The sequence below is a fragment of the uncultured Bacteroides sp. genome (assembly GCF_958445495.1).
Classification (GTDB): Bacteria; Bacteroidota; Bacteroidia; order Bacteroidales; family Bacteroidaceae; genus Bacteroides.
In genome coordinates this window covers 1-25575 of sequence record NZ_CAUCSQ010000058.1, presented here as the reverse complement: position 1 = coordinate 25575, position 25575 = coordinate 1, and the positions used below count along the sequence as shown (strand labels likewise).

Sequence of the window (25575 nt, the reverse complement as noted above, 5' to 3'; positions counted from 1 at the left end):
AAAAATACGGAACCCATACTGAATCCCGTATTTTACATTTACACAAAATATTTTATAGTGCCGATTTTATTTAGAATGTATTTAAAATTTTACTTTATAATAGATTGTTTCATCTAAAATATGTCTTGGATTTATTGAACCTCGAAACTTCCTTTCAACCGAATATCCTCCGAAGAAGCCCCCACCATCACCGAGAAACTTCCCGGCTCTACTGTAAACTGATTATTCTTATCCCATAACCCTAAGTCTTGAGGAGTAAGGGTAAAGTTAACCGTTTGTTCTTCTCCCGGTTGCAAATGAATACGTTCGAAACCACGTAATACTTTATCGTAGGTTGTTACACTACTAAAATCATCACGGATATAAAGCTGGACCACTTCATCCCCTGCTCTCTTTCCTGTATTCTTTACAGTGCATGAAAGAGTGATATTCTCTTGTGTCCCGATAACTGGTTTGGAGATTTTCAAGTCTGAATATCCGAAAGTCGTATAACTTAAACCATATCCGAAAGGATAAAGCACACCGGCAACACGGACTTTTCCTTTAGAATCCGAACCCGGTTTGAATGGGAAAGCGAAAGGTATCTGTCCCACAGATTTCGGGAAAGTAACTGCCAGACGTCCGCCCGGGTTATAGTCTCCGAAAAGAACCTTGGCAATGGCATCTCCCATGAATTCGCCGGGGAACCAGGCATGAATGATGGCAGGAACATATTTGTTTGCCCAATTGATAGTAGCTGCTCTTCCGTCTACCATTACCAGAACAACAGGTTTTCCTGTGGCATAAACAGCTTCCAATAATTGCTGTTGGCGCCCGCAGAGATCGAGGTTGGTACGTGAGAATTCTTCCCGAACCGTCTTCTCATTTCCACCTAATACAAGGATCGCGACATCCGAAGCCTTTGCTAATTCTACGGCTTCATTAATCATCGCTTGCTCCTGTGTGTCTAATGGAACATTGTATAGTTCACTCTCCGGGAAATACTTATCAATAATATCACAACCTTTTGCATAGCGAACTTCTGCATTGGGCAGATATTCTTTGATTCCCTGATAGACAGTCTTTATAGATGCATTGGCGGGACCGTATCTGCAAGTCAGTTCTTTCACTTCTTCCGCATTCGGACCGATAACAGCTATTTTGCTAAAACTCTTGGATAGCGGAAGCATCTCTTTTTCATTCTTCAAAAGTACGATGGACTCTAAAGCTGCTCTCATAGATACATCCTGATGGGCGGCATTATGCACTACCACTTCCGGGCGACGGTCATCACCGGGATACGGATTATCAAAAAGCCCCATCATAAACTTAACACGGAGAATCTCACCAACACGTTGATCGAGCGTATGCAGAGAGACTTTGCCCTCACTAATAGCACGACGCAATGGAAGAATAAAATCCTGTGGTGGAGTGAAGTTCGTGCGGATATTCAATCCGGCATTTACCACTTGTGCAGCCATTTCTTCTTCAGTCGGAGTGATACGATGTTTAGTGTGCAGAAATTCCACCGCTTCACTATCCGAAACTACATATCCCTTAAATCCCCACTGCTGACGCAGAATTTCTGTGAGGAAATGATAACTTCCGGAAACAGGCTCCCCGTCATAGTCATTGTAAGAACTCATGACGCCCAGTGCACCCGCCTCCTGAATACCTTTACGGAATGGTTCCAGATACAGAGTTTTCATCTCACGCGGAGCCACGTGCGGATCGGTACGTGTACCTCCATCGCGTCCACCGACCGGAATACTATAAACGGCAAAATGCTTCGGAGTGGCAACGATTCCTTCACTTTGCAGACCAAGAATCATTTGCTTACCCAATTCGCCTACCAGATAAGGATCTTCTCCGTAACTTTCAACTACACGTCCCCAGCGAGGATCTTGTGCGATGTCCAGAATCGGAGCATAAATATTGGTATATCCGAGTGCTTTCGCCTCATCAGCAGTGACTTTCGCAATTTCCCGGATTAGTTTTTTGTTCCACGTGGCACCTTGCCCGCATTGAGCGGGAAACATGGTAGCCCGGTCGTGGCACAATCCGCGTATTCCCTCATTGGTAAAATCGACCGGAATACCCAGTCGTGTCTGTTCCACAAACCAGCGCTGAACGGTGTGGCGATTCTTCACACTGTTGGCATACGGATAGGAGATTTCAGAACCGAACTTACCCAGCCCGTTGGCCTGCTCATCGATATTCCCGATACCGTCTTTCCAGATTTCTGTCGACCATCCGTCGGTAGGCCATGCATCTTTCAGTACCCGTCCCGAACCGTAGAGAGTAGCCATCTGACAGGTCTTCTCCTCCAGTGTCATTTGCGAAAGCAAATCCGCAATACGGGCTTCGATAGGTGCGGAAGGATCTTCATATACATCCTTTACACCGTTCTTGTTGAAGTCAATCCAGGTCTTTTTGTATATATCCTTTGAGTTGTTGTCGGATTTCTTACCGGCAGGTTGGTTGCTTGCCGAAACGCTGCCGGTATAAACACTTCCGGCAGACAATAACAGGGCGAGACATAGTAATTTCTTCATATCTATTTTATTTCACTGTAAGTATAATGCTTTGCAGATCGGTATCTCTTGAAGAAGCTCCCACCATAATCTTGAAAGTTCCTTTTTCCACTCCATAGTGCATATTAGCGTCATAGTAGGACAGCATTTCGGGAGTAAGAGTAAATGAAACCTCTTTCGTTTCTCCTGCTTTCAAAGGTATGCGGGCAAAGTCCTTCAACTCCTTTACAGGGCGAGTAGCAGAACTGTATTCGTCGCGGATATAGAGCTGGACCGTTTCTTCACCATCCATTTTTCCGGTATTCGTGACATCTACAGTTACTTTCACGCTTTTGTCAGGAGTGGTCGTTGCTTCAGACAGTTTGAGGTTCTCATATTTATACGTCGTATAACTCAAGCCGTAACCGAACTCGTACAAAGGTAATGAATTTCCTGTTGCATACGGAAACCAATGGTTGGTAAATTTATGATTGTACATACATTGAATCTGTCCGGTGCTTCTTGGAATCGTAATCGGCAGTTTACCGCTTGGGTTCACTTTTCCGTAAAGAATTTCCGCCAAAGCCTGCCCCCCGGCTACTCCCGGCTCCCATGCTTCGATGATACACGGCATATTTTCATCTATCCATTCGGTAGTCAGCGGACGGCCGTTGACAAGGATAACAACTGTCGGAACCCCCGTAGCAGCCACAGCTTCCACCAGTTCCTGTTGACGTCCCGGCAAAGAAAGCTCGTAACGGTCGCTGTTCTCTCCACACGTCTTCTCGTTCCAATGATAACGCATTGAGTTTTCTCCTACCACCAGAATCGCCAGATCGGAGCTGCGTGCCTGTTGCACTGCTTCCTTTATTTGATTGTCCGATAGCAAACGTACATTCTAGCCGAGATCAAGGAAATTATAATTCGTTTCGGGACTGATAGCTTTCAGACCTTTCAATACGGTAGTGACATGTTCTTCCGGCTGTTCCATTGCCCAGTCACCTAAGATAGACTGATTGTTGGCATTATGTCCGGTAACAAACACTTTCTTATATTTCGAAGCATCCAATGGCAGCATATTACCTTCATTTTTCAACAGGACGATAGACTTCCGCGCTCCTTCCAGTGCCGTTTGCTGATGTTTCTCATTAAAGACAATTTCATCTTTCTTTTTCAGGTCGATAAACGGATTCTCGAACAATCCTAACCTGAATTTAACTTCCAGAATCTTAGAAACGGCAGCATCTATCTGCTTTTCAGGAATACTCCCTTCTTTCACACACTCGATGATAGCTTCGTAGAATTCCGGTCCATGCATGTGCATTCCCATTCCGGCATCTACACTGATCCGGTAAGCGTCTTTCAGCGTTTCGGCTACGTTGTGATAGTCGTGCATGCGCTCAATATCCATCCAGTCGCTGACAACAAAACCGTCAAACTTCCACTGATTGCGTAATACTTCCGTCATCAGATACTTGTTTCCGTGACAAGGAATCCCGTTCAACTCATTATGAGCCGTCATCACTGTAAATACCCCCGCTTCCAGACAATCTTTGAAAGGCGGGAAAAATACCTCCTGCAACGTTCTTTCCGATAACTCGGCAGGAGCACCGTTGATTCCGTTGGCTGGCTGACTGCCACCTACAAGATGCTTTGCACACGCAATCACTTTATCGTTTCCCGTGAAATCCTTTGTCTGGAATCCGCGTACGGTAGCCGCCCCCATCTGTCCTACCAGATAGGGATCTTCGCCGAATGTTTCGCCCACACGTCCCCAGCGAGCGTCACGTGCCACTTCCACGTTCGGAGTAAACGTCCAGTGCATACCGCTGGCACGCATTTCAATAGCAGTCTCCCGCGACATCCGTTCTACCAGTGCAGGGTCAAAAGTAGCTGCCTGTCCGATAGGAGTGGGGTAAATGGTCGAACCACGATACAAACCGTTTCCATGAATGGCGTCAATGCCAATCAGAAGTGGAATCTTCAGGCGGCTTTGCTGTGCCAGCGATTGCAGATAGTTGGCTTCTTCGGCCTTTACCACGTGCAGGAACGAGCTAATCAGTCCTTTTTTCGTCATCTCTTCCACATCGGAAGAATGTAGATTGGGATAGAAACCCTGTGAATGACTGTGTTTCAAGTCTTCGGCAGACATATCCTTTTCTGCTTTCTTCATGTGTTCCAATCCCACGTATTGGCACATTTGGGCAACTTTTTCCTCCAATGTCATTTGAGACATCAGGCTGGAGACACGTTCGGACACAGGCAGCGTAGGATCGGTGTAATCTTTGCTTTTATCCTGACAAGCTAATGTGGAAATGCCGATAGCACAACAAATTCCCATAGCGATGAATGTTTGTCGCATATTTCTTTTTAAATTTGAATGATTATTGTTATCTGAATGACTATTATTTAGTTAACAAATCGAGTACCTCCTGTTCAATCACGTTTCCTTGTGAATCGCAGAAACCGAATCCTGCTTTATATTCCCAATAAGAGTAGGAGATGTGACGATCCTTCAAGATAGATACTACGTCCCGTATCCATTCCATTCTGTCGGCGGCCGGAGTCTTTTTGTAGCAACCGAATTCACCGCAGTAGAGTTGTACGCCGAGACTGGTAGCTTTCATCTCCGCTTTCAATACGAGTGACTCAAGCGTGGTTTTATCATACGTTCCCATATAAGGAGTCACCAGTTTTTGCATCGCTTCGGATAGTTGGTTGAAGTCCGCCTCTTCTATCAGTTCGCCCGGATAGTGAATGGGTACATTCAGGTCTTTTTCTTCCGTCCACTCGGCTTGGTAGTGCGTGAGGGGATGCGGGTTGTAGAAGTGGAAACTCAAGATGATATTCGGGTCACCGCCGGGAATAGTCAGCTCGTTGAAAGTGTTGACACTCTGCCAGCGGTTAGAGCCGATGATGAGTTTACGTTCGGGTTCCGTTTGCCGGAGTTCACGAATCAGTTGGGCGGAAAGAGAGTTCCATTGTGAGGCGTAAGGGGCTACCGGTTCATTCAATAATTCGTAGGCAACGAGATCGTTGGGATACTGGTTCAGTTCTTCCGCCAGCGTTTTCCATAAGTCGAGATATTTGTACTGGGCGTCTTTGTCTGTCCAGAGTTTGGGGACAACGGTGGTAGTTCCACTTTCAGGGTAGATCTTGTTGTCACCAGTTTTACTGTCGGAGAAGAATACATCGTCGAAATACATTGTTTCTCCTTCTTCCGGACGGAGAGCCACGCGACCGCAGTTTTTGTTATAGTTGGATACATCTACGGCGATTTCTTCCCATTCATTTGCCGTAGTATTGGTATATCCGTAGTAACCGTCGTTCGTATTGTTCTCGTCACTCAATACAACGGTAATAGTGCTTTTGGTGCTTTTGTATATTTTGGCGCGCAGGTACTTGAACTGCATTTTGCCTGACCCGACAGGAATAATGGAAAAATCCTTTTTCTTGGCGTTCGACCAAGTGTCCACTCCTGATTTTCGTACCACAGAGAACACCCTGTTGCTGGTGTTTATACCGCTTTTGCTGGGATTATCTACATTGTTCACCGTCACGCCGGAGCCATTGGCAAACCATCCCGCCCATTTCATATCTTCAAATGTGTCGTAGAAACTCTCAATCGGGTCGCCCGATGTAGTGACCGTTGTATTGAAGTTATGATCGCGCAATACGTGCAGGTCTACAATCACTTTCATTCCGGCATCCCGGCACCATCCAATGGCATTGTGCAACAGTGTGAATGCTTCCGGTATCTTCTGACCGTCTTCCGTGAAGAACAGTTTTTCGTCTATCGGCAGACGGATGTGGTCGAAACCGTATCCGGCCAGCTTTTGTGCTTCGGCTTGTGAGAAGCCGTTGGCGGGGATAGCGTCTACCTGTGACAGCCAGTTACTGATATTCACCCCTTTGTTGATGGCAAAAGGAACATAGTTCTGCGGTTCTCCTCCGTTGCTGATAACTTCATCTTTTTCGGAACAGGAGGCTATCAGGCATGTAAACAGACAGGCCAGATAGATTATAAGTCTTTTTTTCATATAATTCTTGTTTTAATGGTTTATTCTGTGGCTTCAGTTACTTCGATAATAGCTTCGCGGCTAGTTTCCTTAGTCGGAGTCTTTACAATCAGTTCGAGGTGGAAAGTGCCGATAGTCGAAGGAATGTACGTCAATCCTACTCCCTTATGAATTTCCCTTCCATCCAGATACCATGTCCCCTCGCATAGTTCGGCAGGAGTGTATTGTACATTGATGGAAAGCACCTGATTCAATGGAATGCTGAATTTACCCAACGTGCCATCCTCCTGCTTGTCCGGCCAGCGGCCTAGTATGCGCGGATATTCGTCAGTAGTCAGTACCGGAGTGTCTATATCGTCGCTGCAACCACTCATGGCAAACAGAGATACCAGCAACGTGCATATAAATATTATTTTCTTCATAATCGTTTTTTCTTTTAGTGTTGATGATCTTAGGTTTATTTGTCCCACCATACCGGTGAATTCCAGTCGTCTTTGCCTCCCATAGCCTGGATGGCAGATTGATAACCCTCCGGATTGTACGAACTTTCAAAGAGCGGGTAGCAGAGACGCAGCGGTGTAGTCTGCGAATCAATCGTCACTGCCCCGTAGTGGGGAGAAGGAAGCAACACCGGAATGTCTGTTCTTCTCCAGTTGGCATATCCTTCGGGGATATTGTTGAAGTGCAGAATCCATAATTGGGTGTTGATAGCAGTAAGCTGTGCATCCAATCCGCTGGCAGGTAGTGAATTAGCCTGCAGATAGGTGTCGATGACCTGATCGTCAAAAGTCTTGGCACCGAATTTCTCCAGGAAATGGATGGCTGCGCGTACTCCGTTTTTATAATGGGTGGAAGCGTCGGCACCTGTTGTGATGTCTCCTGCCCAGCGGGCTTTGGCTTCCGCCAGTAATAATTCCGTTTCCGCGTATGTCATAACCACTCCGGGCATATCGCCTTTCAGGAAAATGTTGTTGAGCTGCGGACGGGTAGCTTTGTCCTGCCATTTATTAGTCAGTTTGCTCCAATACCCCTCCGGCCATGTACCGTTGCTGTACCAGAAATAACCTGGGTCGCAAGGCTGAAACTTGGCAGCTTCCGTATTCTGCATTTCCTCCGTCAGATCTACACGCCCGAATGGATTGTTTGCCGAGCTTTCGTCATAACAACGGCCGAATACAAACTGCCGCGGGTCGGAAGTTGCGTCCAGTTGCTTCCAGAATGTGCTGCAGAGATAAGCCGTAGGATATGCTTCGCGACCTCTCCATAGTTGGGCGAGCCCGTTTCTGCGGAATTCGTTGGATGCCCAGTCATGAATATCGGTGTAAGCAATCAGGGCATCGTCAGCGGCCGATTGCATCAGGCCGGCTTCCTGACCGACAGCTTTGATGGCTTCTGCTTTAGCCAGTTCCGGGTCTGCGTTTACGATGCGCATTGCATAGCGCAGGTGCAGGGAGTTGGCAAAACGTTTCCATTTGTCGATATTCCCTTGAAAGATAATATCTCCCGTGACCTTGTCACCACTGACGGTCAGAGCATCTGCCGCTTCGCCGAGTTCTTTCAGGAAATCCTTGTATATCAGTTCCTGTTTGTCGTAGGCAGGTTTTACGTTACCGGTGATAAAGCCTTTACCCGCTTCGAAGTAAGGGCAGTCGCCGTACATATCCGTCAGTATGGAGAAAAGATATACTTTATAAATACGGGCAACAGAGTGGATGTTCACTTCCCGTTCGTTATCCTTGGTCTTGTCCAGAATGTCGACAATGTTCTTGATGAGTGCCGGGTACATCAGGTTCCATGTGTTTCCCATTTCCGCATCATTTTTGCGATACTGTCCGCCATAGTTGGTGGTGTTCCAGTCGCCTTGCATATATTGTGCGAAAGCAGCCAGATAGAATGGATAGGGCTGGCACATTTGCCAATGTCCCCATGTTTGCAACTGAATCATAGACAGTTGCTGGTTCGGGTCGGTAGAGGACGACTTGGAAGGGTCTGTATTCAGTTCCTCAAAATCGGTGCAGGCTCCCAGCAGCAGACCGCATATACATAACATACCGAAGGCGATTTTATAGATTGTTTTCATGATTACTTACTATTAGAATTTTACGTTAACATTGAAACCATAGCTTCTTCTGGATGGCAGCGAGCCGTATTCCAGTCCCATACCCGAGCCGTTGTTGTAGTTGGAGTCCGGGTCGATGTTCGGTACGTTCTTGTAGATGATGAACGGGTTACGTGCCACGAACGATACGGATACGGCATCAAACACCTTGCTAGTCCATCTTTTGGGCAGACGGTAAGCCAACGTAATTTCGCGCACCTTTACGTAAGAGTTGTCGTAGATAAACGGAACCGGAGTCTGATCGGCTATATGTTTCCAATATACTTCGGGGTCGACAAACTTCTTGTTTTCCGCGAAACTTCCGTCCGGCATTTCTACCACGCCCTCTACTACATAACCGCCTGTCGCTTCCCAATTGCTTTCTTTCACTCCGGCTTGCAGTCGTTGCTCTTCCGATTCATACCAGCCGTCGCGTCCTGCAAGAGTGGCTTTGTCCTTTCCGGTCATGTAAGAAGAACGGGCGGACATGGAATAGACATCGGCGCCTACCTTAATATCGAAGATGGCAGACAGGGAGATGTCGCGGTAAGTCAGGTTGGTGGTGATACCTCCTGTCCATTTCCAGGTGGCGTTGCCCAGCACTCGCAAGTCTTCCGTCACTTTCGGAAGTCCCGTAGAAGCATCTACGATAATCTGTCCGGCATCATTTCTAAGGAAGTCTTTACCGAGGATGGAACCATAGTTCTCCCCTTCTACGGCAGCTACCTTTACGTTAATCCAACGTGCCGATTCCAATTCAAATTCTTTAATACCTGAAGCTAATCTTTTTACCTTATTACTATTCTTTGAGAAGTTGATATTCAAGTCCCATGAGAAATCTTTCGTCTGTATGGGACGTGTGTTCAGTGCGATTTCCACTCCTTTGTTCTCTATTTCTCCTGCATTAATCAGCATGGAGTTGTAGCCGGAAGTTCCTGTGGTGTTGAGGCGCATAATCTGGTTACTACTTTTTTGGGTGTAGTAGGTGAAATCCAGTCCGATGCGGTTTTTCAGGAATTTCAGTTCCAGTCCCACTTCGGCAGAGTTGGTCTTGGTCGGTTTCAGGTCTTTGTTCGGAATCGTCGTATTGGCGATTTGAGACAGTGCGTACCCTGAATAGTTTTTGGGAGACAGTTCGTAGGACAGTCCCAATTGGTAAGGATCAGTATCGCTACCTACCTGTGCCCATGAAACTCTCACTTTACCGTAAGGCAATAGCATCGGATTGAACTTGAAGAATTCTGAGAACAGGAAACTTCCTGATACCGATGGATATAGATAAGTATTGTTTCCCGATGGCAGAGTGGAAGAGTGGTCACCGCGCAGTGTGGCGTCGAGATAGACGAAGTTGCCGTAAGCCAGGTTGATAGAACCATAGAGAGAGTTAATCTGTTTGCGGTAGGTTCCTTCGGTGATCTCTTTGCTTGTGAAACTCTGCAGGGCAATGACATCACGCATCACCATCTCTTTGGCAGTTACAATCTGTGTTTTGTTGTCCACTTTGTAGAGGTTGCCGCCGATGGTTACTCCATAGTCGAATTTCTTATAACTGTTGTTGTAAATGGCCAATGCTTCTACGTTATACATTCTGTTTCTGAAATCGCTGATTTGCAACTGTCCCTGTTCAAATCCCGGTGAGGTGGGGGCTGCATAGTCCTGGAAGTTCATGAAGCTGATGTCCGCACCCCCGGTGACTTGAATCTTGAAGTGTTCGTTGACGTTGTAACGTACCAGTGCCGAACCCATGAACTTGTCTTTTCCCGATTCATTGGTCATTTCGTTGAGCACCCAGTAAGGGTTGAGGTTCCAAACGTCGCGTCCGTTCCAGTCGTAGTAGTTTCCGTCAGCATCTTTGTAGTTGTCGCGCAGCCATTTCTGGTCGTAGGTCGTTGCCAGAGACATCAGGTTCTTGGCAGGGTTGGCACGGTGGTCAGACAGTGCGGGACGGTTCTTTACGTCTTCACGGGTATAAGTCACCTTGAAGTCGAGGTCTACTTTCTTGTTGATCGTAGTGTTGGCACGCAGATTCAGCGTGTTACGGCTCATCTTCGTGTTTGGAAGAATGTCTTTGTTGCGCATATCCGTATAAGTGGCGCGGATACCCGTGTCATCTTTCACGGTGCTGACAACGATTGTGTTGGTAGTGGTCATACCGGTTCTGAAGAAACCGTCGATATTGTTGGGAATGACAACATACGGGCGGGTCACTCCGTCGAAATACGTCAGGTTCAGTCCCGGATCAATCTTCGGTCCCCAGTTTTTGTTCGAAGAATACTGGTCGTCCGTACCGTTGATGCGTCCGCCGGTTCCCTGACCGTAGACGTACTGTACATCGTCCCACTTCGTTAATTGTTTCTCGAAAGTAGTGGTACTGTTCAGTTCCACTGCAAATTTCTTTTTGGTATTTGCTTTCTTCGTAGTGATAAGAATCACACCGTGAGAAGCGCGGCTACCGTACAAGGCAGATGCCGCCGGGCCTTTCAATACGGACATGCTTTCAATATCGTCCGGGTTGATGCTGGAAATACCGTCGCCGAGGTCATAACCTCCGTATTGTCCGGCACTGCCATAGTTGCTGTTGTCCAAAGGCACTCCGTCCACCACATAAAGCGGTTGATTGTTTCCTGTCATCTCCGTGCTACCGCGAACGATCACTCTGGATGAACCGGAGGGGCCTCCGGCAGTCTGGCTGATAACCAGTCCAGGAATCTTTCCTGCCAGCGAGTTGATGACATTGGTTTCCTTTGCTTTTTCAAGTTCTTCACCTTTCACTTCACCGATGGAATAGCCGAGTGCTTTCCGTTCACGCTTGATACCCAGTGCGGTAACAACTACTTCGTCGATGATTTTGCTGTCTTCTTTCAAGACAATTTTAAGATTGGATTGTCCTTTCACCTGTACTTCTTCCGAACGATAACCTACATAACTGACTATTAATGTAGCATTTTTGGAAGCGTCGATGCTGAATTGACCGTTGAAGTCGGTAATCACTCCCTGCGAAGTACCTTTAACGGCGATGCTGGCTCCGATTAACGGCTCGCCTTGTTCATCCGTAACAGTACCTTTTACTTTGGTAGTTTGCTGTACAACTTGATGAATTACTTCGTCTTCCGCATATCCATATATGGGTATGAATAGCAACAGACAAAGAAATAGGGTTAACTGCTTTTTCATCTTAATTAGATTATTAGATTGGTGATAATATCGCAAATATAGGGTGTTATCGTGTCAGAACGGGTTTGAAAGCTATCGGAATAGGTTGAAAAACTATCGGATTTACATCTTATTCGTCTTTTTATGCCGCAAGTATTTGGTATTGGAAGAGGGAGTAGCTTTTATAATAAACTTATAACCGTGTTTCCAGGTCGTAATGTATAGGGGATTCTTTCATCCGGTTACCGGTATCTTTCCATTAGAGTACTGATATCATTAGTCTTTCACTGCCGTGGGAGACTAACGATATCAGTAACTAGATGTATAACGGGTAGATAACAGATGTATATCGATTGAATATCCTATGTATTGCAGGGGAGCAGAATGACATTCAGGACAGGATGAGGGTAAATATCGATAATCTTTTTTCTAAAGAAACTTGCTTGGAGGTACTCCGTAATGCTTCTTGAATGCTGTACTAAAGTACTTGGAATCTGTGAAACCAACTAAAAGAGCGACTTCCTGCACCGGAATCTGCTGTTTTAATAGATTGGCAGCTTCTGTCATGCGCATGAGTCTGATAAATTCGTTAGGCGCCTGCCCTGTCAGGGCTTTCAGTTTTTCGTAGAATATAGTACGGCTTAATGCCAGCTCACGGGAGAGCTGGTTGATGGTGAAATCCGGGTTGGCCAGATTTTCAGTAACGAGCTTTGTGCAACGTTCCAAAAACTCTTTGTCCATGGGAGATAGGAGGTTGGCACATTCGGTGTCCTCTTTCTCTTCGCTTTGCCCCGTAGCAGGAATGGAATTGAGCGAATGAGAAAGGAAATACTGCCGCATAATCTTGCGGTTCTGTAATACTCCTTTTATTTTAGTCTTCAGGATCTCCGTATCGAAAGGCTTGGTGAGATAATCGTCCGCTCCGCTTTCCAATCCTTCGAGGATGGCGTCTTTCTCCGTTTTGGCAGTCAATAGGATGACGGGGATATGCGAGGTGGTGAATTCCGATTTGAGCTGACGACACAATTCGTCCCCTTGAATGCCCGGCATCATGACGTCGGAGATAATCAAGTCTACTGATGCTCCTTGCAGATATTCCAGTGCCGATTCTCCGTCGGCTTTGTCGATGACGGTGTAAATGGAAGAAAATGTCTTTTTCAGGTAGAAACGCAGTTCGTCGTTGTCCTCTACAATCAAGATTCGTTCTTTGGCAGCATGGGTTGTCTGGTTCGGCTCGTTTTCATCGTATCGGTCTGTATGCTGAACGGTTCCTGTTTCCCGGTCTGTATTTACCTCCGGTGATAGTTCGCTGCTATTGTCTTCTGTGGATATATCCGTTAGGAAGGTAGATAGAGGAGATGTTTTCCCCGACAAGATGTAGCGTGCCAGATGGCGGTTCCCTTTTCGGAAAGTGAGCAGGAAGGTGGAACCTTCGCCCTCGTTGCTAGTAAAGGAGATGTTTCCTTTATGTAGTTTCATCAGGCGACGGGTCAGCAGTAATCCGATGCCGCTTCCGGTTTCTTTGGAGTTGACGGCATTTTCGGCACGGTAGAAATTGGAGAAGATATACCGTTGTGCTTTACGCGGAATACCGATACCGCTGTCTTTGACCTCTACGGTTATCTTTTTATCATTCTGTTCTATTGTGATTGAAATAGTTCCGCCGGCAGGGGTGTACTTCACTGCATTCGATAACAGGTTATCGAATATTTTGTCTGCTTTGTCTTTATCCATCCAAAGTGAGACGGGGGCTTCGGGCACTGATAGTTCCATCCGGATTTGTTTGCTTTCGCAAAGGGACTGGAAGTTAAGCACTTTTTCCTGCAAGTATGATTTCAAATCGTACGCTGCAACCTGAAGTGTGAGATGTGTTGTGTCTATCTTCTGGAAGTCGAGTAGTTGCGTGATTAAGTTGTATAGCTTTTCCGTGTTCTTGCGGGCTATCTGGAGGTATCGTTTCCCTTCTCCGGACAGTCCGTCCTCCTTGCTTAAATCGTTAAGCGGGGCCATGATAAGCGTCACCGGAGTGCGGATGTCATGGGCGGTGTTGATAAAGAACTGTATCTTTTCGGAGAAGTGCTTTTTCTCCATCTTGTTGGCAAAGAAACGCCAGATGAAATAGGTGATGCCTGCCAGCAGGATGATGTATATCAGCCAGGCGATTGCTGTATTCCAGTAAGGCTGCGCAATGTGTATGCGGATGGTTTGCTCGTCCAGTTGCTGTCCGCCGTTTTTGCTCATGCTTTTTACGCGGAACGTATAATTGCCCGGAGGAATATTGGTATAACGGATGCTTAATTCGTTGGTAGGAGCACTCCAGTTTTGTTCGAAACCCTCCAGTTGGTAGCTGTAGTGGATGTCTTGTTGATACTGGTAAGAGACGGAGATAAAGGAAATGAGAAAAGAATTCTCGTTGTATTTCAACTCGATCGTTTTTCCTTCGTTCAGCATCCGGTTGAATTGAATCTTTTTCTCTTCGGTCTTTTCACGTGACTTTTGCGGAACTTCGAAGGAAGTGAACAACAAGGGGGCTTCGTAAAGGGGACGGGTAAAGTTTTCCGGGTTGAAGCGCACGGCGCCGTTGGTACTTCCGTAGACGAAGTCTCCGTTTCTTAGACGGGTGTAGGACATGAAGTTAAATTCATTTGCCAGTCCGTCGAGGAAGCCGATGTTGGTTATTGCGGGAGAGGGGGAGGTGGTGATGTAGGCCAGTCCCTTGTCTGTGCTAAGCCATAGGTGTCCTTTGTTGTCGGGAAGGATGCTGTATATATAGTTGGAAGGAAGGCCGTTTGCTGTGGAGTAGGTGACGGCTTTGCCTGTTTTCAGGTCTAATAAGTTGATGCCTCCTCCGTCTGTGCCGAACCACACTTTATCGGGGGTGGGGAAATACATGGAGTAGATGAAGCTGTTGCTCCGGGTGTCGGCATTGGAGGGCGAGGTGAAATATTGTTTGAAATTGCCGGTTTGTTTGTTCAACAGGTAGAGCCCGTTGGCCGTGGCAAGGGCTATCGTGTCTTTGCCGACTGTGGTTATCGAGTTGATGAGCGTAATGCCGTAGGAAGCGAACTGTTCCGCTTTCCCTGCTTGAGACGGGGTATATCGGATGAGGTTGCCATACATGCCGCCAAACCATAGATTCTTGTTGTTGTCTTCTACGATTGAGTAAATGTAGTTTGTGGTCAATGTGCCGGGACGTTCGGTGGTGAGATGCTGGCGGATGCCTGTATGTTTGTTGAGGCAGTAGACGCCTGTGCCGTAACCTCCGGTCCATACATTCCCGTTTTCATCGTTACAGAGAGTCAGGAATACGTTTTCTTTCAGGAAGTGTTTCCAGGTTCCGGACTTTAGCAGGTGTACACTGATTCCCTGGTTGGTGGCATACCATAAGTCGCCTTCATGATCTTCGAGGATAGCGTTGACGTGGTTGTTTATCAGTGATTGCGGGTTTTTGTATTCATGTTGGGTAAGTTCGAAGAGATATTTCTTCGGATTGGCGTAGGCTACGCCTCCTGTATAACTGCCGATCCATAGATTGGAAGAACTGTCTTTGCAGAGGGCATAAATGCCGTTTCCTTTCAATTCTCCTTCTTCTTCCAGGTTCGCATTGAGGAAGGGCCAGGAGTGTCCGGCATCACGGGTGGCTGCATAGACTCCTGCTCCGTCTACTCCCAGCAATAATGTTTGTGGGTCGTAGGGGATGATGGAACGGTAGGGGAGGTGTGGCAGCTGGTTTAGTGATTCGTTCGACAGGAAATCTCCGGTACGGGTATCCTGCACTTTTACTCCGGAGTTGAACGTTCCTATCCAGAGCAAGTGGGTTGCGGGATCGTAGAAAACGGACTGGATGTAACACTCGGGCAATAGGGTGGTAATTATTCCATTCTGCTGGTTGCGTTTATATAATCCTTCGGTAGTGGCGATATACAGGGTTTCGTCGGACGGTGAGAAATGGATGGTGTTGATACATTTCTTTTTCAGTATATTCTCTATGTGCCGGTTGGTGCTGTCGTAGCAGAACAAACCGTTTTTCAGTCCGAACCAGAAACGGTCGGATGAGTCGATGAAGAGATTGTTGAGAAAGATTCCGCTTTCCGTTAGTTCCGCTACGTCAATCTCCAGCGTGAAGGCGTCGGAGATGGGATCATATTTGAATACTTTACCGGCACTTGTATATGCCCGGAGTGTTTCGTGTGAGTCTTTCGTGAGGTAGATCATACGTCCGGCTCCGTCAACGATGATGTCTTCGCCGAAAAGGCTGTAGTTTTTTACGGTTCTTCCATTGAAGCAGTCCACCCCTGAACGTGTTGAAATCCAGATGAAGCCTTTCTTGTCTTCGAGGATGGAGAATACGCGCTGGTTGCTTAATCCTTCCTTGGTGGTGAGGTATTGATAGGTAAAAGAGTGGCTGTTTACCTGCTTTTCTGATTGTGCGAAAATGGAAAGGGCAGGTAACAGAAGGAAGATGGTCAACAGGCAGAGAGCCGGAAAACGTTTCATGGCTTTTCGTTGGCTCGCAAACCGAAGACTTTTCCCGTCATCTGCTCGATGGGCACTTGCCATACTTTGACATTGCGCACGGCAGGTTCGGAATAGTTGAACTCACTATCCGTGTAATGGCGCATGATAATATCCAATACCCGGCGTTTTTCATCCATATCTTCTATGAATGTCACTTTTCCCCGGCACATTGCACTTTCGGAACGCATACTGTAACTGCATGCTATTTTTTCGTGCTGATATACAAGCTTATGCCCGGTACTGAAAGTGATGCAGACATTATTATTATGTTCCAACATCTCCAACTTGCTGCCTTCGGGACCCGAATGAAGATATAGGATGCCATTCTCATAACCGAAGTTCATCGGAACTACGTAGGGATTACCTTCTAAATCTGTGATACCTACAAAGCAGGCATCGCAATGGAGGATAATGGACTCGATTCGTTGTTTGTCTTCGATAATGACAGTTTTCATAGATTATAATAGTAAGAATAATTAAAATGAGATGCTAAAGTACAGACTTACGATTGATTACACAAATCTATGCAGACTTTTTTCTCGTTGTCTTTGTTGGTTTGTGTAGTTGGTAACGGAGTCTGTTGGTATGTTATGGGAAGTTGGCTCGCTTTGTGTTTTGAATAAAGGGTGTATCTAATGACAGAATTATAGGTCTTTCTGACATTGGATACACCCTTCAAATCTTTTCAGCTTTACTTCTTTATAGGGTCAAACTTATTTTTCTATTAATTCAAAGTCCAATTGTTTCTTTTCCAGATTAGCGCGGGCTACACGAACGGTGATGGCGTCTCCCAGACTATAGATTTTATTTTTTCGACGTCCGCGAAGACAATAGTTCTTTTCATCGAATTCGTAATAATCGTCATCCAAATCACGGACAGGAACCAGACCTTCGCATTTGTTCTCGTTCAGTTCTACGTAGAGTCCCCATTCGGTAACCCCGGAGATAACGCCGTCGTAAACTTGACCCAGACGTTCGCCCATGAATTCCACCTGTTTGTATTTGATGGAAGCGCGTTCGGCGTTGGCTGCAATTTGTTCCATGTTCGAACTGTGGTCGCAGAGAGCTTCGTACTTAGTTTCGGATACGCTGCGTCCTCCATTCATATACTTTGTTACCAGACGGTGTACCATCATGTCCGGAAAACGGCGGATGGGTGAAGTAAAGTGGGTGTAATATTCGAATGCCAGTCCGTAGTGACCGATATTATGCGTAGAATAACGGGCTTTCTGCATGGCACGGATGGATACGGTTTCAATCAGGTTCTCCTCTTTCTTCCCGTGTATGTCGTCCAGCAAATGATTGATGGATTTCGAGATGTCGGATTTTGTTCCGCTGGTACGGACTTTGTAACCGAAACGGGCGATAAATTGTGACAGGTTTTCCAGTTTTTCCGGATCGGGCAGGTCATGGATACGGTAAGGAAGCACCTTGGCTTTCTTGTTTTTCGGTACACGTCCTATTTTTTCTGCTACAGTTTTATTGGCGAGCAACATGAATTCTTCCACCAGTTTGTTGGCATCTTTTGATTCTTTGAAGTAAACACTGATTGGTTTCCCTTTCTCGTCAATCTCGAATTTCACTTCGTAACGGTCAAAATTGATGGCTCCCGCTGCGAAACGTTTTTCGCGGAGTGCTTTGGCGATAGTATCCAGGGTGAGTATCTCCTCTTTGAAGTCCCCTTCTTTAGTTTCTATGATTTGTTGCGCTTCCTCATAAGTGAAACGACGGTCGGAATTGATCACCGTATGTACGATACGCGAGTCTTTGATGTCTCCTTTCTCGGTAATGTTAAAAATGACCGAGAAGGCAAGCTTTTCTTCATTCGGACGAAGCGAACAGATGAAATTACATAATCTTTCGGGCAGCATCGGTATGGTACGGTCTACCAGATAAACGGAGGTCGCCCGTTTTTCTGCTTCTTTGTCAATGGTTCCTCCCTCTTTTACGTAGTGCGTCACGTCAGCAATGTGTACGCCGACTTCCCATATACCCTCTTTCAATTTACGGATAGAGAGGGCATCGTCAAAGTCTTTGGCATCTTTCGGGTCGATGGTGAAAGTTGTTATTTGGCGGAAATCTTCACGTTTGGCAATCTCTTCCGGAGTAATTTCTGCCGGGATTTTTTCTGCTGCGGTTTCTACTGTTTTCGGGTACACATACGGCAAGCCGAACTCGGCAAGGATAGCATGCATCTCCGTTGTGTTGTCACCGGCTTTGCCTAGTATGTCTATTACCTGTCCGATGGGGTTCTTTGCCTTGTCCGGCCATTCGGTTACTTTCACGATGGCTTTATCGCCATTTTTCCCTCCTTTCAGCTTGTCTTTCGGAATAAAAATATCATTGGCAAGCGTACGGTTTTCCGTTACTAGGAATGCATAAGATTTGGTAATTTCCAATGTCCCGACAAAGGTGTCATTGGCCCGTTCCAGTATTTCGATAACTTCTCCTTCGGCTTCCCTGTTTTTCCGTTTGGCATAGAAAGCTATCTTTACTTTGTCATTGTTCATGGCATGCGCCGAATTGCGTTCGGCGACAAATATCGGTTCCCCCCCTCCTTCAGGGATAAAAGAATTTTTCCCGTTGCTCTTTCGTTGGAAAATTCCTGTCATTTCCGTACCGTGGTTATTTAGACGGAACTTCCCTTTTTCAACTTCGGAAATGTAGTCATCGTCCAGGAGTTCATGCAATATGTCGACACATAACATTTTCTGCGGATGGGTGGTGAGACGCAACTCCGAGAAAATATATTTCATACTCAAGGTCTCGTTGGTTTTGGCATGGAAAAAGTCTATTAGTAATGCTGCCAGCTCTTTCTTATTCATTCTTTTACCGGCTTTTTTCTCTTTCTTTTCTTTCTTTTTCGCCATAATGTATGGAGTTTATTAGTAGCTTAATCATTGATAAGGATACAAAGTAAGTAAATTTTTGATTAGTTTGTTGTTAAGGTTGGTTTATTTTTTGTTTGCATTCCCGCGAAGTCTTGAACCGGATAAGGAAAAACGGAGGGATTATGATTAAAAAAGAGAGGGACACGCCTCTCGGATGTGTTTTCTTGATTCTTGTCGGATTTTGTAGATTCTGTTTTATATTTATCGTATCTTTGTCGCATTGTATTTTTGGGAATCGAGAGAATGTATGGCGGACCGGCCTTTTTCTTGCGGAGAAACAGGCCATATCGCGTTTTAGGAATTATGTTTGGTAGAAGTGCTTTAATTAGAACCTAGGAAATAGTAATGGAGAGTATTTTAGTTACAGGTGCAAGTGGTTTTATAGGGAGTTTCATTGTGGAAGAAGCATTGAAACGAGAATTCGGGGTATGGGCGGGAATCCGTTCTACAAGCAGCAGGAAATATCTGAAAAACAAGAAAATACATTTTCTGGAACTGGACTTTTCTCATCCGAATGAACTTCATGCCCAACTTTCCGGTCATAAAGGCACTTATAACAAGTTCGATTATATTGTCCACTGTGCCGGTGTTACAAAATGTCCTGACAAAAGGGACTTTGATTATGTGAATTATCTTCAGACCAAGTATTTTGTTGATACGTTGAAGGCGTTGGATATGGTTCCGAAGCAATTTATATACATCAGTACGTTGAGCGTATTTGGGCCTGTACGTGAAAAAGATTATACTCCGATTGAGGCGGACGATACACCGATGCCCAATACGGCTTATGGTTTCAGTAAGTTGAAAGCGGAACTTTATATTCAGAGTATCCCAGGTTTTCCTTATGTCATTTATCGTCCTACGGGAGTTTACGGGCCGCGCGAATCGGATTATTTTCTGATGGCGAAGTCTATTCGGAAACATGTCGATTTCTCGGTAGGTTTTCGTCGCCAGGACCTTACTTTTGTCTATGTGAAAGATATTGTACAGGCGATTTTTCTTGGCATGGAGAAAAAAGTGACCCGGAAAGCCTATTTCCTGACAGATGGGAATGTGTATAGAAGCCGTACGTTTTCTGCTCTGATACAAAAAGAATTAGGTAATCCGTTTGTTCTTCATTTGAAATGCCCGTTAATTGTGCTAAAAGTTATATCTTTGCTTGCTGAATTCATTGCTACACGTTCAGGAAAGAGCAGTACACTGAACTCAGATAAATATCAGATAATGAAACAACGTAACTGGCGATGTGACATAACCCCTGTGATGGACGAGTTGGGATACGCACCGGAATATGATTTGGAAAAAGGGGTCCGTGAAACCATTGCCTGGTATAAAAACGAAGGATGGCTTTAGACTTATTTAAGCGAGTGGAAACCCGGAAAGGGTTGTTTGCTGTGGAGAAGATTACTTTGATTTACAATCTGTTGACCTCCATACTGATTCTATTCCTGTTTCAGCGGATGGACCATCCTTGGCACATGTTGCTGGATAGGGCTATGATTGCTGCGATGACTTTCCTGTTGATGTACCTTTATCGTCTTGCTCCTTGCAAGTTCTCGGCATTTGTACGTATCGTCATTCAGATGAGCCTTCTTTCTTACTGGTATCCGGATACTTTCGAGTTCAATCGTTTCTTCCCGAATTTAGACCATATTTTTGCGGCTGCCGAACAATTTGTTTTCGGCGGACAGCCTGCTATCTGGTTTTGCCATACGTTTCCCCATCTTCTGGTGAGTGAAGCGTTTAATATGGGGTATTTCTTTTATTATCCGATGATGCTGATTGTGGCGTTGTTTTATTTCATTTATAAATTCGAGTGGTTCGAAAAAATGTCTTTTGTGCTCGTCACTTCTTTTTTTATATATTATTTGTTCTATATATTCGTTCCTGTTGCAGGTCCCCAGTTTTATTTTCCCGCCATCGGTTTTGATAATGTGTCCAAAGGAATTTTTCCTGCCATTGGCGATTATTTCAATCACCATCAGGAGTTGCTTCCCGGACCGGGATACCAGCACGGATTTTTTTATAGTTTGGTGGAGAGTTCCCAACAGGTGGGAGAGCGGCCTACGGCGGCGTTCCCAAGCTCACACGTCGGCATTTCCACCATTCTGATGATTATGGCTTGGCGAGGCAGTAAAAAGTTATTTGCCTGCCTGATTCCTTTTTACATGCTGCTTTGTGGGGCTACCGTATATATTCAGGCACATTATGTCATTGATGCGGTTGTGGGTTTCTTTTCCGCCTTCCTGTTGTATGTGGTGGTAACCTGGATGTTCAAAAAATGGTTCGCCCAGCCTATGTTTAAATAGATGGTGGGCGATATCCTTGTTAGTACGGGCACGATGCAGGTTAAGGTAATCTTCTAACTTGATGTTATCATTGCGGGTATTTCGTCGAATATCCGGAAAAGCTCTTCTTTTGTCTCCGCCCGTAGCATGGCGATACGGGTATTGCGGAAGTTGGGAATCCCTTTGAATAAGGGGCTGGCAGCCAGATGGCGGCGTACGTGAAGGATACCTCTGCGTTCGTCGAGCAGGTTGACACTGTCAATCACTTCCTGACGGAGCACATCCATGTACCAGTTGAAACCGGCAGGCGGCAATTCTTCGCCGGTTCTGAGATAATGCTTGATTTCTTTGAATATCCACGGGCGGCCGAAGCTGGCGCGGCCAATCATTACGCCGTCTACTCCGTATCGGTCGAAACATTCTTTACAGCGCTGCGGCGTGGTTACGTCACCGTTGCCGATGATAGGGATATGCATCCGCGGGTTATTTTTCACTTCTCCTATCAGTGTCCAGTCTGCTTCTCCGGTGTACATCTGGGCACGGGTACGTCCGTGTATAGTCAGGGCTGCAATGCCGCAATCCTGCAGGCGTTCTGCCAAATCTACGATAACCCTGTTGTTTGCATCCCATCCCAAGCGGGTTTTTACAGTTACGGGTATTTTTACGGAATCCACTACTGCACGGGTAATCTCCAGCATTTTCGGGATATTCTGCAACATCCCTGCACCCGCTCCTTTTCCGGCTACTCTTTTCACCGGGCATCCGAAGTTGATATCCAGAACATCGGGGCGTGCCTCTTCGACAATTCGGGCGGCCTCTACCATTGTTTCCGTGTCTTTTCCGTAAATTTGAATAGCGACGGGACGTTCTTCATCGCTGATGCCGAGCTTCTGTGCTGTTTTGCTGACGGCGCGAATCAATGCGTCGCTCGATACGAACTCGGTATAGACCATGTCCGCTCCGAACCTTTTGCACATCAGGCGGAAAGCAGGGTCCGTCACATCCTCCATAGGAGCAAGCAGAACGGGTTGTTCACCCAAATCTATAGGGCCAATCTTCATATATGATTTTATTATTTGCTGTTTACGGTTAAGTAACTTTTTGTTTTCGCTGCAAAAATACGGAAAAAAGCCTACCTTTGTACGCATTCATTTGCTTAACTGATACAAATAAGTATATATTCTATGAGTCTTAGTTTGAAAGATTTTGAAATAATGGCTCCTGTCGGTTCGCGCGAATCTCTTGCTGCGGCTATTCAGGCAGGTGCCGATTCTATCTATTTCGGTATAGAAAACCTGAATATGCGCGCCCGTTCGGCTAATACATTCACGATTGACGATTTGAGGGAGATTGCCCGTACCTGCGACGGACATGGAATGAAAAGCTATCTGACGGTCAACACGATTATCTATGACAAAGACATCCCTTTGATGCGCACCATTGTTGATGCGGCAAAAGAGGCGGGAATTTCCGCCGTGATTGCTGCCGATGTCGCTGTGATGAATTATGCGCGCCGGATAGGGCAGGAGGTACATCTTTCTACGCAGTTGAATATTTCCAATGCCGAGGCTTTGAAGTTCTATGCCCAATTTGCCGACGTAGTTGTTTTAGCACGTGAACTGAATTTGGAGCAGGTGGCGGAAATTTACCGTCAGATTAAAGAGGAAAATATCTGCGGGCCCGGAGGAGAGCTGATCCGTATCGAAATGTTCTGTCACGGTGCGCTTTGCATGGCTGTTTCGGGTAAGTGTTACCTCTCTTTGCATGAAATGAACCATTCGGCCAACCGCGGCGCTTGCATGCAGGTATGCCGTCGTTCATATACGGTTCGTGATAAGGAAACAGATGTAGAGTTGGACATCGATAACGAATATATCATGTCTCCGAAGGATTTGAAAACGATTCATTTCATGAATAAGATGATGGATGCAGGGGTGCGCGTATTCAAGATTGAGGGCCGTGCCCGTGGACCGGAGTATGTACGTACGGTAGTGGAATGCTATAAGGAAGCTATCAAAGCCTATTTGGAAGGGACGTTTACCGATGAGAAGATTGCGGCTTGGGACGAACGCCTGAAAACTGTGTTTAATCGCGGCTTTTGGGACGGTTATTATCTGGGGCAGCGTTTAGGCGAATGGACTCGTAATTATGGTTCTGCGGCAACGGAACGTAAAATTTATGTAGGTAAGGGGATTAAATATTTCTCCAATATCGGTGTTGCCGAGTTCCTGGTGGAGGCGGCTGAAATCAGTGTCGGCGATAAACTCCTTATTACAGGACCGACTACCGGTGCCTTGTTTATGACGTTAGAAGAAGCCCGTGTGGAACTGAAACCGGTGCAGACGGTCAAAAAGGGAGAACATTTTTCTATGAAGTCAGATAAGATACGTCCCAGTGATAAGTTGTATAAGCTGGTGTCTACTGAAGAGTTGAAGAAATTCAAAGGGATTGATATCGAGCAGAAAAGAGGGTAACGGTTATTTCTTAATTTTTTAATTCTCGTTTGATGAAATACATTTATGAATTGGAAATGAAGGTTCGTGATTATGAATGCGATCTTCAAGGCATTGTCAACAATGCGAACTACCAGCATTATCTGGAACATACCCGGCATGAGTTTCTGACTTCGGCAGGCATTCGTTTTGCAGCACTTCACGAACAAGGGATTGACCCGGTCGTAGCGCGTATTAATATGGCATTCAAGACTCCTTTGAGAAGCGGAGACGTGTTCCTTTCCAAGCTATATATGAAAAAGGAGGGCATCAAGTATGTATTTTATCAGGATATTTTCCGTAAAAGCGATAATAAGGTAGTTGTAAAATCCACTGTTGAGACGGTATGTGTGGTAAACGGGCGTTTAAGTGACAGCGAATTGTTCGATAACGTCTTTGCCCCTTATCTGGCATGAATACGACAGAAGAAGAACAGATTTACAGCATTGCCCTGACAATGGTGTCTGGTATCGGGCATATTGGTGCGAAACGTTTGATGGACGGAATGGGTTGCGCCACTGATATCTTCCGTCTGCGTAAGGAGATACCGGAACGCATGCCTGAAGTGAACCGGCGGGTGATAGAGGCATTGGATTGCCCGCGAGCCATTGCCCGTGCCGAACAGGAGTATGAATTTATCCGGAAAAACCGGATTAGTTGCCTTACTTTTCATGATGAGGCTTATCCTTTTCGTTTGCGGGAGTGTGAAGATGCTCCTGCCGTTCTTTTCTTCAAGGGGAATGCCGGTTTGAATTCCCAACGTATCATAAATGTGGTGGGAACCCGTCATATTACCGATTACGGAATCCGGATTTGCGCTTCTTTTTTACGGGATTTAAAGGTATTGTGCCCTGATGTGTTGGTCGTCAGCGGACTTGCTTACGGGGTGGATATCCATGCTCATCGCGAAGCGTTGGCTAACGGGTTTTCTACGGTAGGAGTACTTGCGCACGGATTAGACCGGATTTATCCTTATGTTCATCGGAAAACAGCTGTGGATATGCTTGTAAACGGAGGATTGCTGACGGAGTTTCTATCCGGAACGAACCCTGACCGTCATAATTTTGTCAGTCGCAACCGTATCGTGGCAGGTATGTGTGATGCTACTGTCGTTATAGAATCTGCCGAGAAAGGAGGCTCTTTGATTACCGCCGAACTGGCTGGAGGGTATCAACGCGACTGTTTCGCTTTTCCCGGTCGTGCTACTGACGAATATTCCAAAGGCTGCAATCAATTGATTCGGGATAATAAGGCCTCTATGATTCTTTCTGCGGAGGATTTTGTACAGGCAATGGGATGGGGCACGGGTTCTTATGCCGTGAGAACGGGAAATGTACAGCGTAGTTTTTTTCTTGATTTGTCTGAAGAAGAACGGAAGATTGTCACTGTTCTGGAGAGGCAGGGTAAGCTCCAGATTAATACGCTGGTAGTGGAAACGGATATTTCCATTCAGAAAATAAATGCGCTTTTGTTTGATTTGGAGATGAAAGGAGTGATTCGCGTATTGGCGGGGGGAGTATATCAACTGTTGGATTAGTTCGGGCGGGTTACCTCCATATTCCTATAAGGGTATAAAAAAAGGAGCAACGCCTTGCTCCAACCTTTGTTAACCTTAAATCTAATA

14 protein-coding genes and 1 pseudogene are annotated in these 25575 nt (G+C 45.9%); 5 read left to right on the top strand and 10 right to left on the bottom strand.

All coding sequences use genetic code 11. The features are described from left to right. Nucleotides 1–131: 131 nt before the first annotated feature. From Q5076_RS15360 to rnr, 9 genes and pseudogenes are all read right to left on the bottom strand, one after another. The gene (locus tag Q5076_RS15360; RefSeq protein WP_303014488.1) at nt 132–2534 is read right to left on the bottom strand and encodes a glycoside hydrolase family 3 N-terminal domain-containing protein; all 2403 of its coding nucleotides are present in this window, start codon (nt 2532–2534) and stop codon (nt 132–134) included. 7 nt (nt 2535–2541) lie between these two features. Beyond that, a pseudogene (locus Q5076_RS15355) lies at nt 2542–4854 on the bottom strand (glycoside hydrolase family 3 N-terminal domain-containing protein). Nucleotides 4855–4897: 43 nt separating this feature from the next. Continuing rightward, on the bottom strand, nt 4898–6532 hold the full coding sequence (locus Q5076_RS15350; RefSeq protein WP_303014487.1) for a cellulase family glycosylhydrolase: 1635 nt from the start codon (nt 6530–6532) through the stop codon (nt 4898–4900). Between the two features lie 20 nt (nt 6533–6552). After that, complete coding sequence (locus Q5076_RS15345; protein WP_303014486.1) at nt 6553–6933, bottom strand: hypothetical protein; 381 nt, start codon at nt 6931–6933, stop codon at nt 6553–6555. Nucleotides 6934–6968: 35 nt separating this feature from the next. After that, on the bottom strand, nt 6969–8591 hold the full coding sequence (locus Q5076_RS15340) for a SusD/RagB family nutrient-binding outer membrane lipoprotein (protein ID WP_303014485.1): 1623 nt from the start codon (nt 8589–8591) through the stop codon (nt 6969–6971). Nucleotides 8592–8603: 12 nt separating this feature from the next. Further along, nucleotides 8604–11783, bottom strand: coding sequence for a SusC/RagA family TonB-linked outer membrane protein (locus Q5076_RS15335; RefSeq protein ID WP_303014484.1), 3180 nt, complete (start codon nt 11781–11783; stop codon nt 8604–8606). A gap of 408 nt (nt 11784–12191) precedes the next feature. Then, nucleotides 12192–16259, bottom strand: a complete 4068-nt coding sequence (locus tag Q5076_RS15330; protein WP_303014483.1) for a two-component regulator propeller domain-containing protein — start codon at nt 16257–16259, stop codon at nt 12192–12194. Then, complete coding sequence (locus tag Q5076_RS15325) at nt 16256–16735, bottom strand: pyridoxamine 5'-phosphate oxidase family protein (RefSeq protein WP_303014482.1); 480 nt, start codon at nt 16733–16735, stop codon at nt 16256–16258. The genes Q5076_RS15330 and Q5076_RS15325 overlap by 4 nt, the downstream gene beginning before the upstream one ends. A gap of 258 nt (nt 16736–16993) precedes the next feature. After that, nucleotides 16994–19150, bottom strand: a complete 2157-nt coding sequence (gene rnr, locus Q5076_RS15320) for a ribonuclease R (RefSeq protein ID WP_303014481.1) — start codon at nt 19148–19150, stop codon at nt 16994–16996. Between the two features lie 366 nt (nt 19151–19516). Between rnr and Q5076_RS15315 the strand changes: the two genes are divergently transcribed. Both Q5076_RS15315 and Q5076_RS15310 read left to right on the top strand, forming a co-directional pair. Beyond that, nucleotides 19517–20524 carry an NAD(P)-dependent oxidoreductase gene (locus Q5076_RS15315; RefSeq protein WP_303014480.1) on the top strand — a complete coding sequence of 336 codons (1008 nt, stop codon included), beginning with the start codon at nt 19517–19519 and terminating at the stop codon, nt 20522–20524. After that, nucleotides 20515–21480, top strand: coding sequence for a phosphatase PAP2 family protein (locus Q5076_RS15310; protein WP_303014479.1), 966 nt, complete (start codon nt 20515–20517; stop codon nt 21478–21480). The genes Q5076_RS15315 and Q5076_RS15310 overlap by 10 nt, the downstream gene beginning before the upstream one ends. 53 nt (nt 21481–21533) lie before the next feature. Here the strand turns inward: Q5076_RS15310 and dusB are convergent, their stop codons facing one another. After that, nucleotides 21534–22520, bottom strand: a complete 987-nt coding sequence (gene dusB / locus Q5076_RS15305; protein WP_303014478.1) for a tRNA dihydrouridine synthase DusB — start codon at nt 22518–22520, stop codon at nt 21534–21536. 123 nt (nt 22521–22643) lie between these two features. Between dusB and Q5076_RS15300 the strand changes: the two genes are divergently transcribed. Genes Q5076_RS15300 through dprA form a run of 3 tightly spaced genes read left to right on the top strand, consistent with a single transcriptional unit; the run spans nt 22644 to nt 25488 of the window. After that, the gene (locus tag Q5076_RS15300; protein WP_303014477.1) at nt 22644–23933 is read left to right on the top strand and encodes a peptidase U32 family protein; all 1290 of its coding nucleotides are present in this window, start codon (nt 22644–22646) and stop codon (nt 23931–23933) included. A gap of 32 nt (nt 23934–23965) precedes the next feature. Continuing rightward, entirely contained in the window at nt 23966–24367 is a 402-nt protein-coding gene (locus Q5076_RS15295) for a thioesterase family protein (RefSeq protein ID WP_303014476.1), read from the top strand. Further along, nucleotides 24364–25488, top strand: coding sequence for a DNA-processing protein DprA (dprA, locus tag Q5076_RS15290; protein ID WP_303014475.1), 1125 nt, complete (start codon nt 24364–24366; stop codon nt 25486–25488). Before Q5076_RS15295 ends, dprA begins: the two co-directional genes overlap by 4 nt. Nucleotides 25489–25575 lie beyond the last annotated feature (87 nt).

What these genes read in the sequence shown, in the direction of transcription:
- Q5076_RS15360 (WP_303014488.1), bottom strand. Translation starts at nt 2,534, where the DNA reads ATGAAGAAATTACTATGTCTCGCCCTGTTATTGTCTGCCGGAAGTGTT.
- Q5076_RS15350 (WP_303014487.1), bottom strand. Translation starts at nt 6,532, where the DNA reads ATGAAAAAAAGACTTATAATCTATCTGGCCTGTCTGTTTACATGCCTG.
- Q5076_RS15345 (WP_303014486.1), bottom strand. Translation starts at nt 6,933, where the DNA reads ATGAAGAAAATAATATTTATATGCACGTTGCTGGTATCTCTGTTTGCC.
- Q5076_RS15340 (WP_303014485.1), bottom strand. Translation starts at nt 8,591, where the DNA reads ATGAAAACAATCTATAAAATCGCCTTCGGTATGTTATGTATATGCGGT.
- Q5076_RS15335 (WP_303014484.1), bottom strand. Translation starts at nt 11,783, where the DNA reads ATGAAAAAGCAGTTAACCCTATTTCTTTGTCTGTTGCTATTCATACCC.
- Q5076_RS15330 (WP_303014483.1), bottom strand. Translation starts at nt 16,259, where the DNA reads ATGAAACGTTTTCCGGCTCTCTGCCTGTTGACCATCTTCCTTCTGTTA.
- Q5076_RS15325 (WP_303014482.1), bottom strand. Translation starts at nt 16,735, where the DNA reads ATGAAAACTGTCATTATCGAAGACAAACAACGAATCGAGTCCATTATC.
- rnr (WP_303014481.1), bottom strand. Translation starts at nt 19,150, where the DNA reads ATGGCGAAAAAGAAAGAAAAGAAAGAGAAAAAAGCCGGTAAAAGAATG.
- Q5076_RS15315 (WP_303014480.1), top strand. Translation starts at nt 19,517, where the DNA reads ATGGAGAGTATTTTAGTTACAGGTGCAAGTGGTTTTATAGGGAGTTTC.
- Q5076_RS15310 (WP_303014479.1), top strand. Translation starts at nt 20,515, where the DNA reads ATGGCTTTAGACTTATTTAAGCGAGTGGAAACCCGGAAAGGGTTGTTT.
- dusB (WP_303014478.1), bottom strand. Translation starts at nt 22,520, where the DNA reads ATGAAGATTGGCCCTATAGATTTGGGTGAACAACCCGTTCTGCTTGCT.
- Q5076_RS15300 (WP_303014477.1), top strand. Translation starts at nt 22,644, where the DNA reads ATGAGTCTTAGTTTGAAAGATTTTGAAATAATGGCTCCTGTCGGTTCG.
- Q5076_RS15295 (WP_303014476.1), top strand. Translation starts at nt 23,966, where the DNA reads ATGAAATACATTTATGAATTGGAAATGAAGGTTCGTGATTATGAATGC.
- dprA (WP_303014475.1), top strand. Translation starts at nt 24,364, where the DNA reads ATGAATACGACAGAAGAAGAACAGATTTACAGCATTGCCCTGACAATG.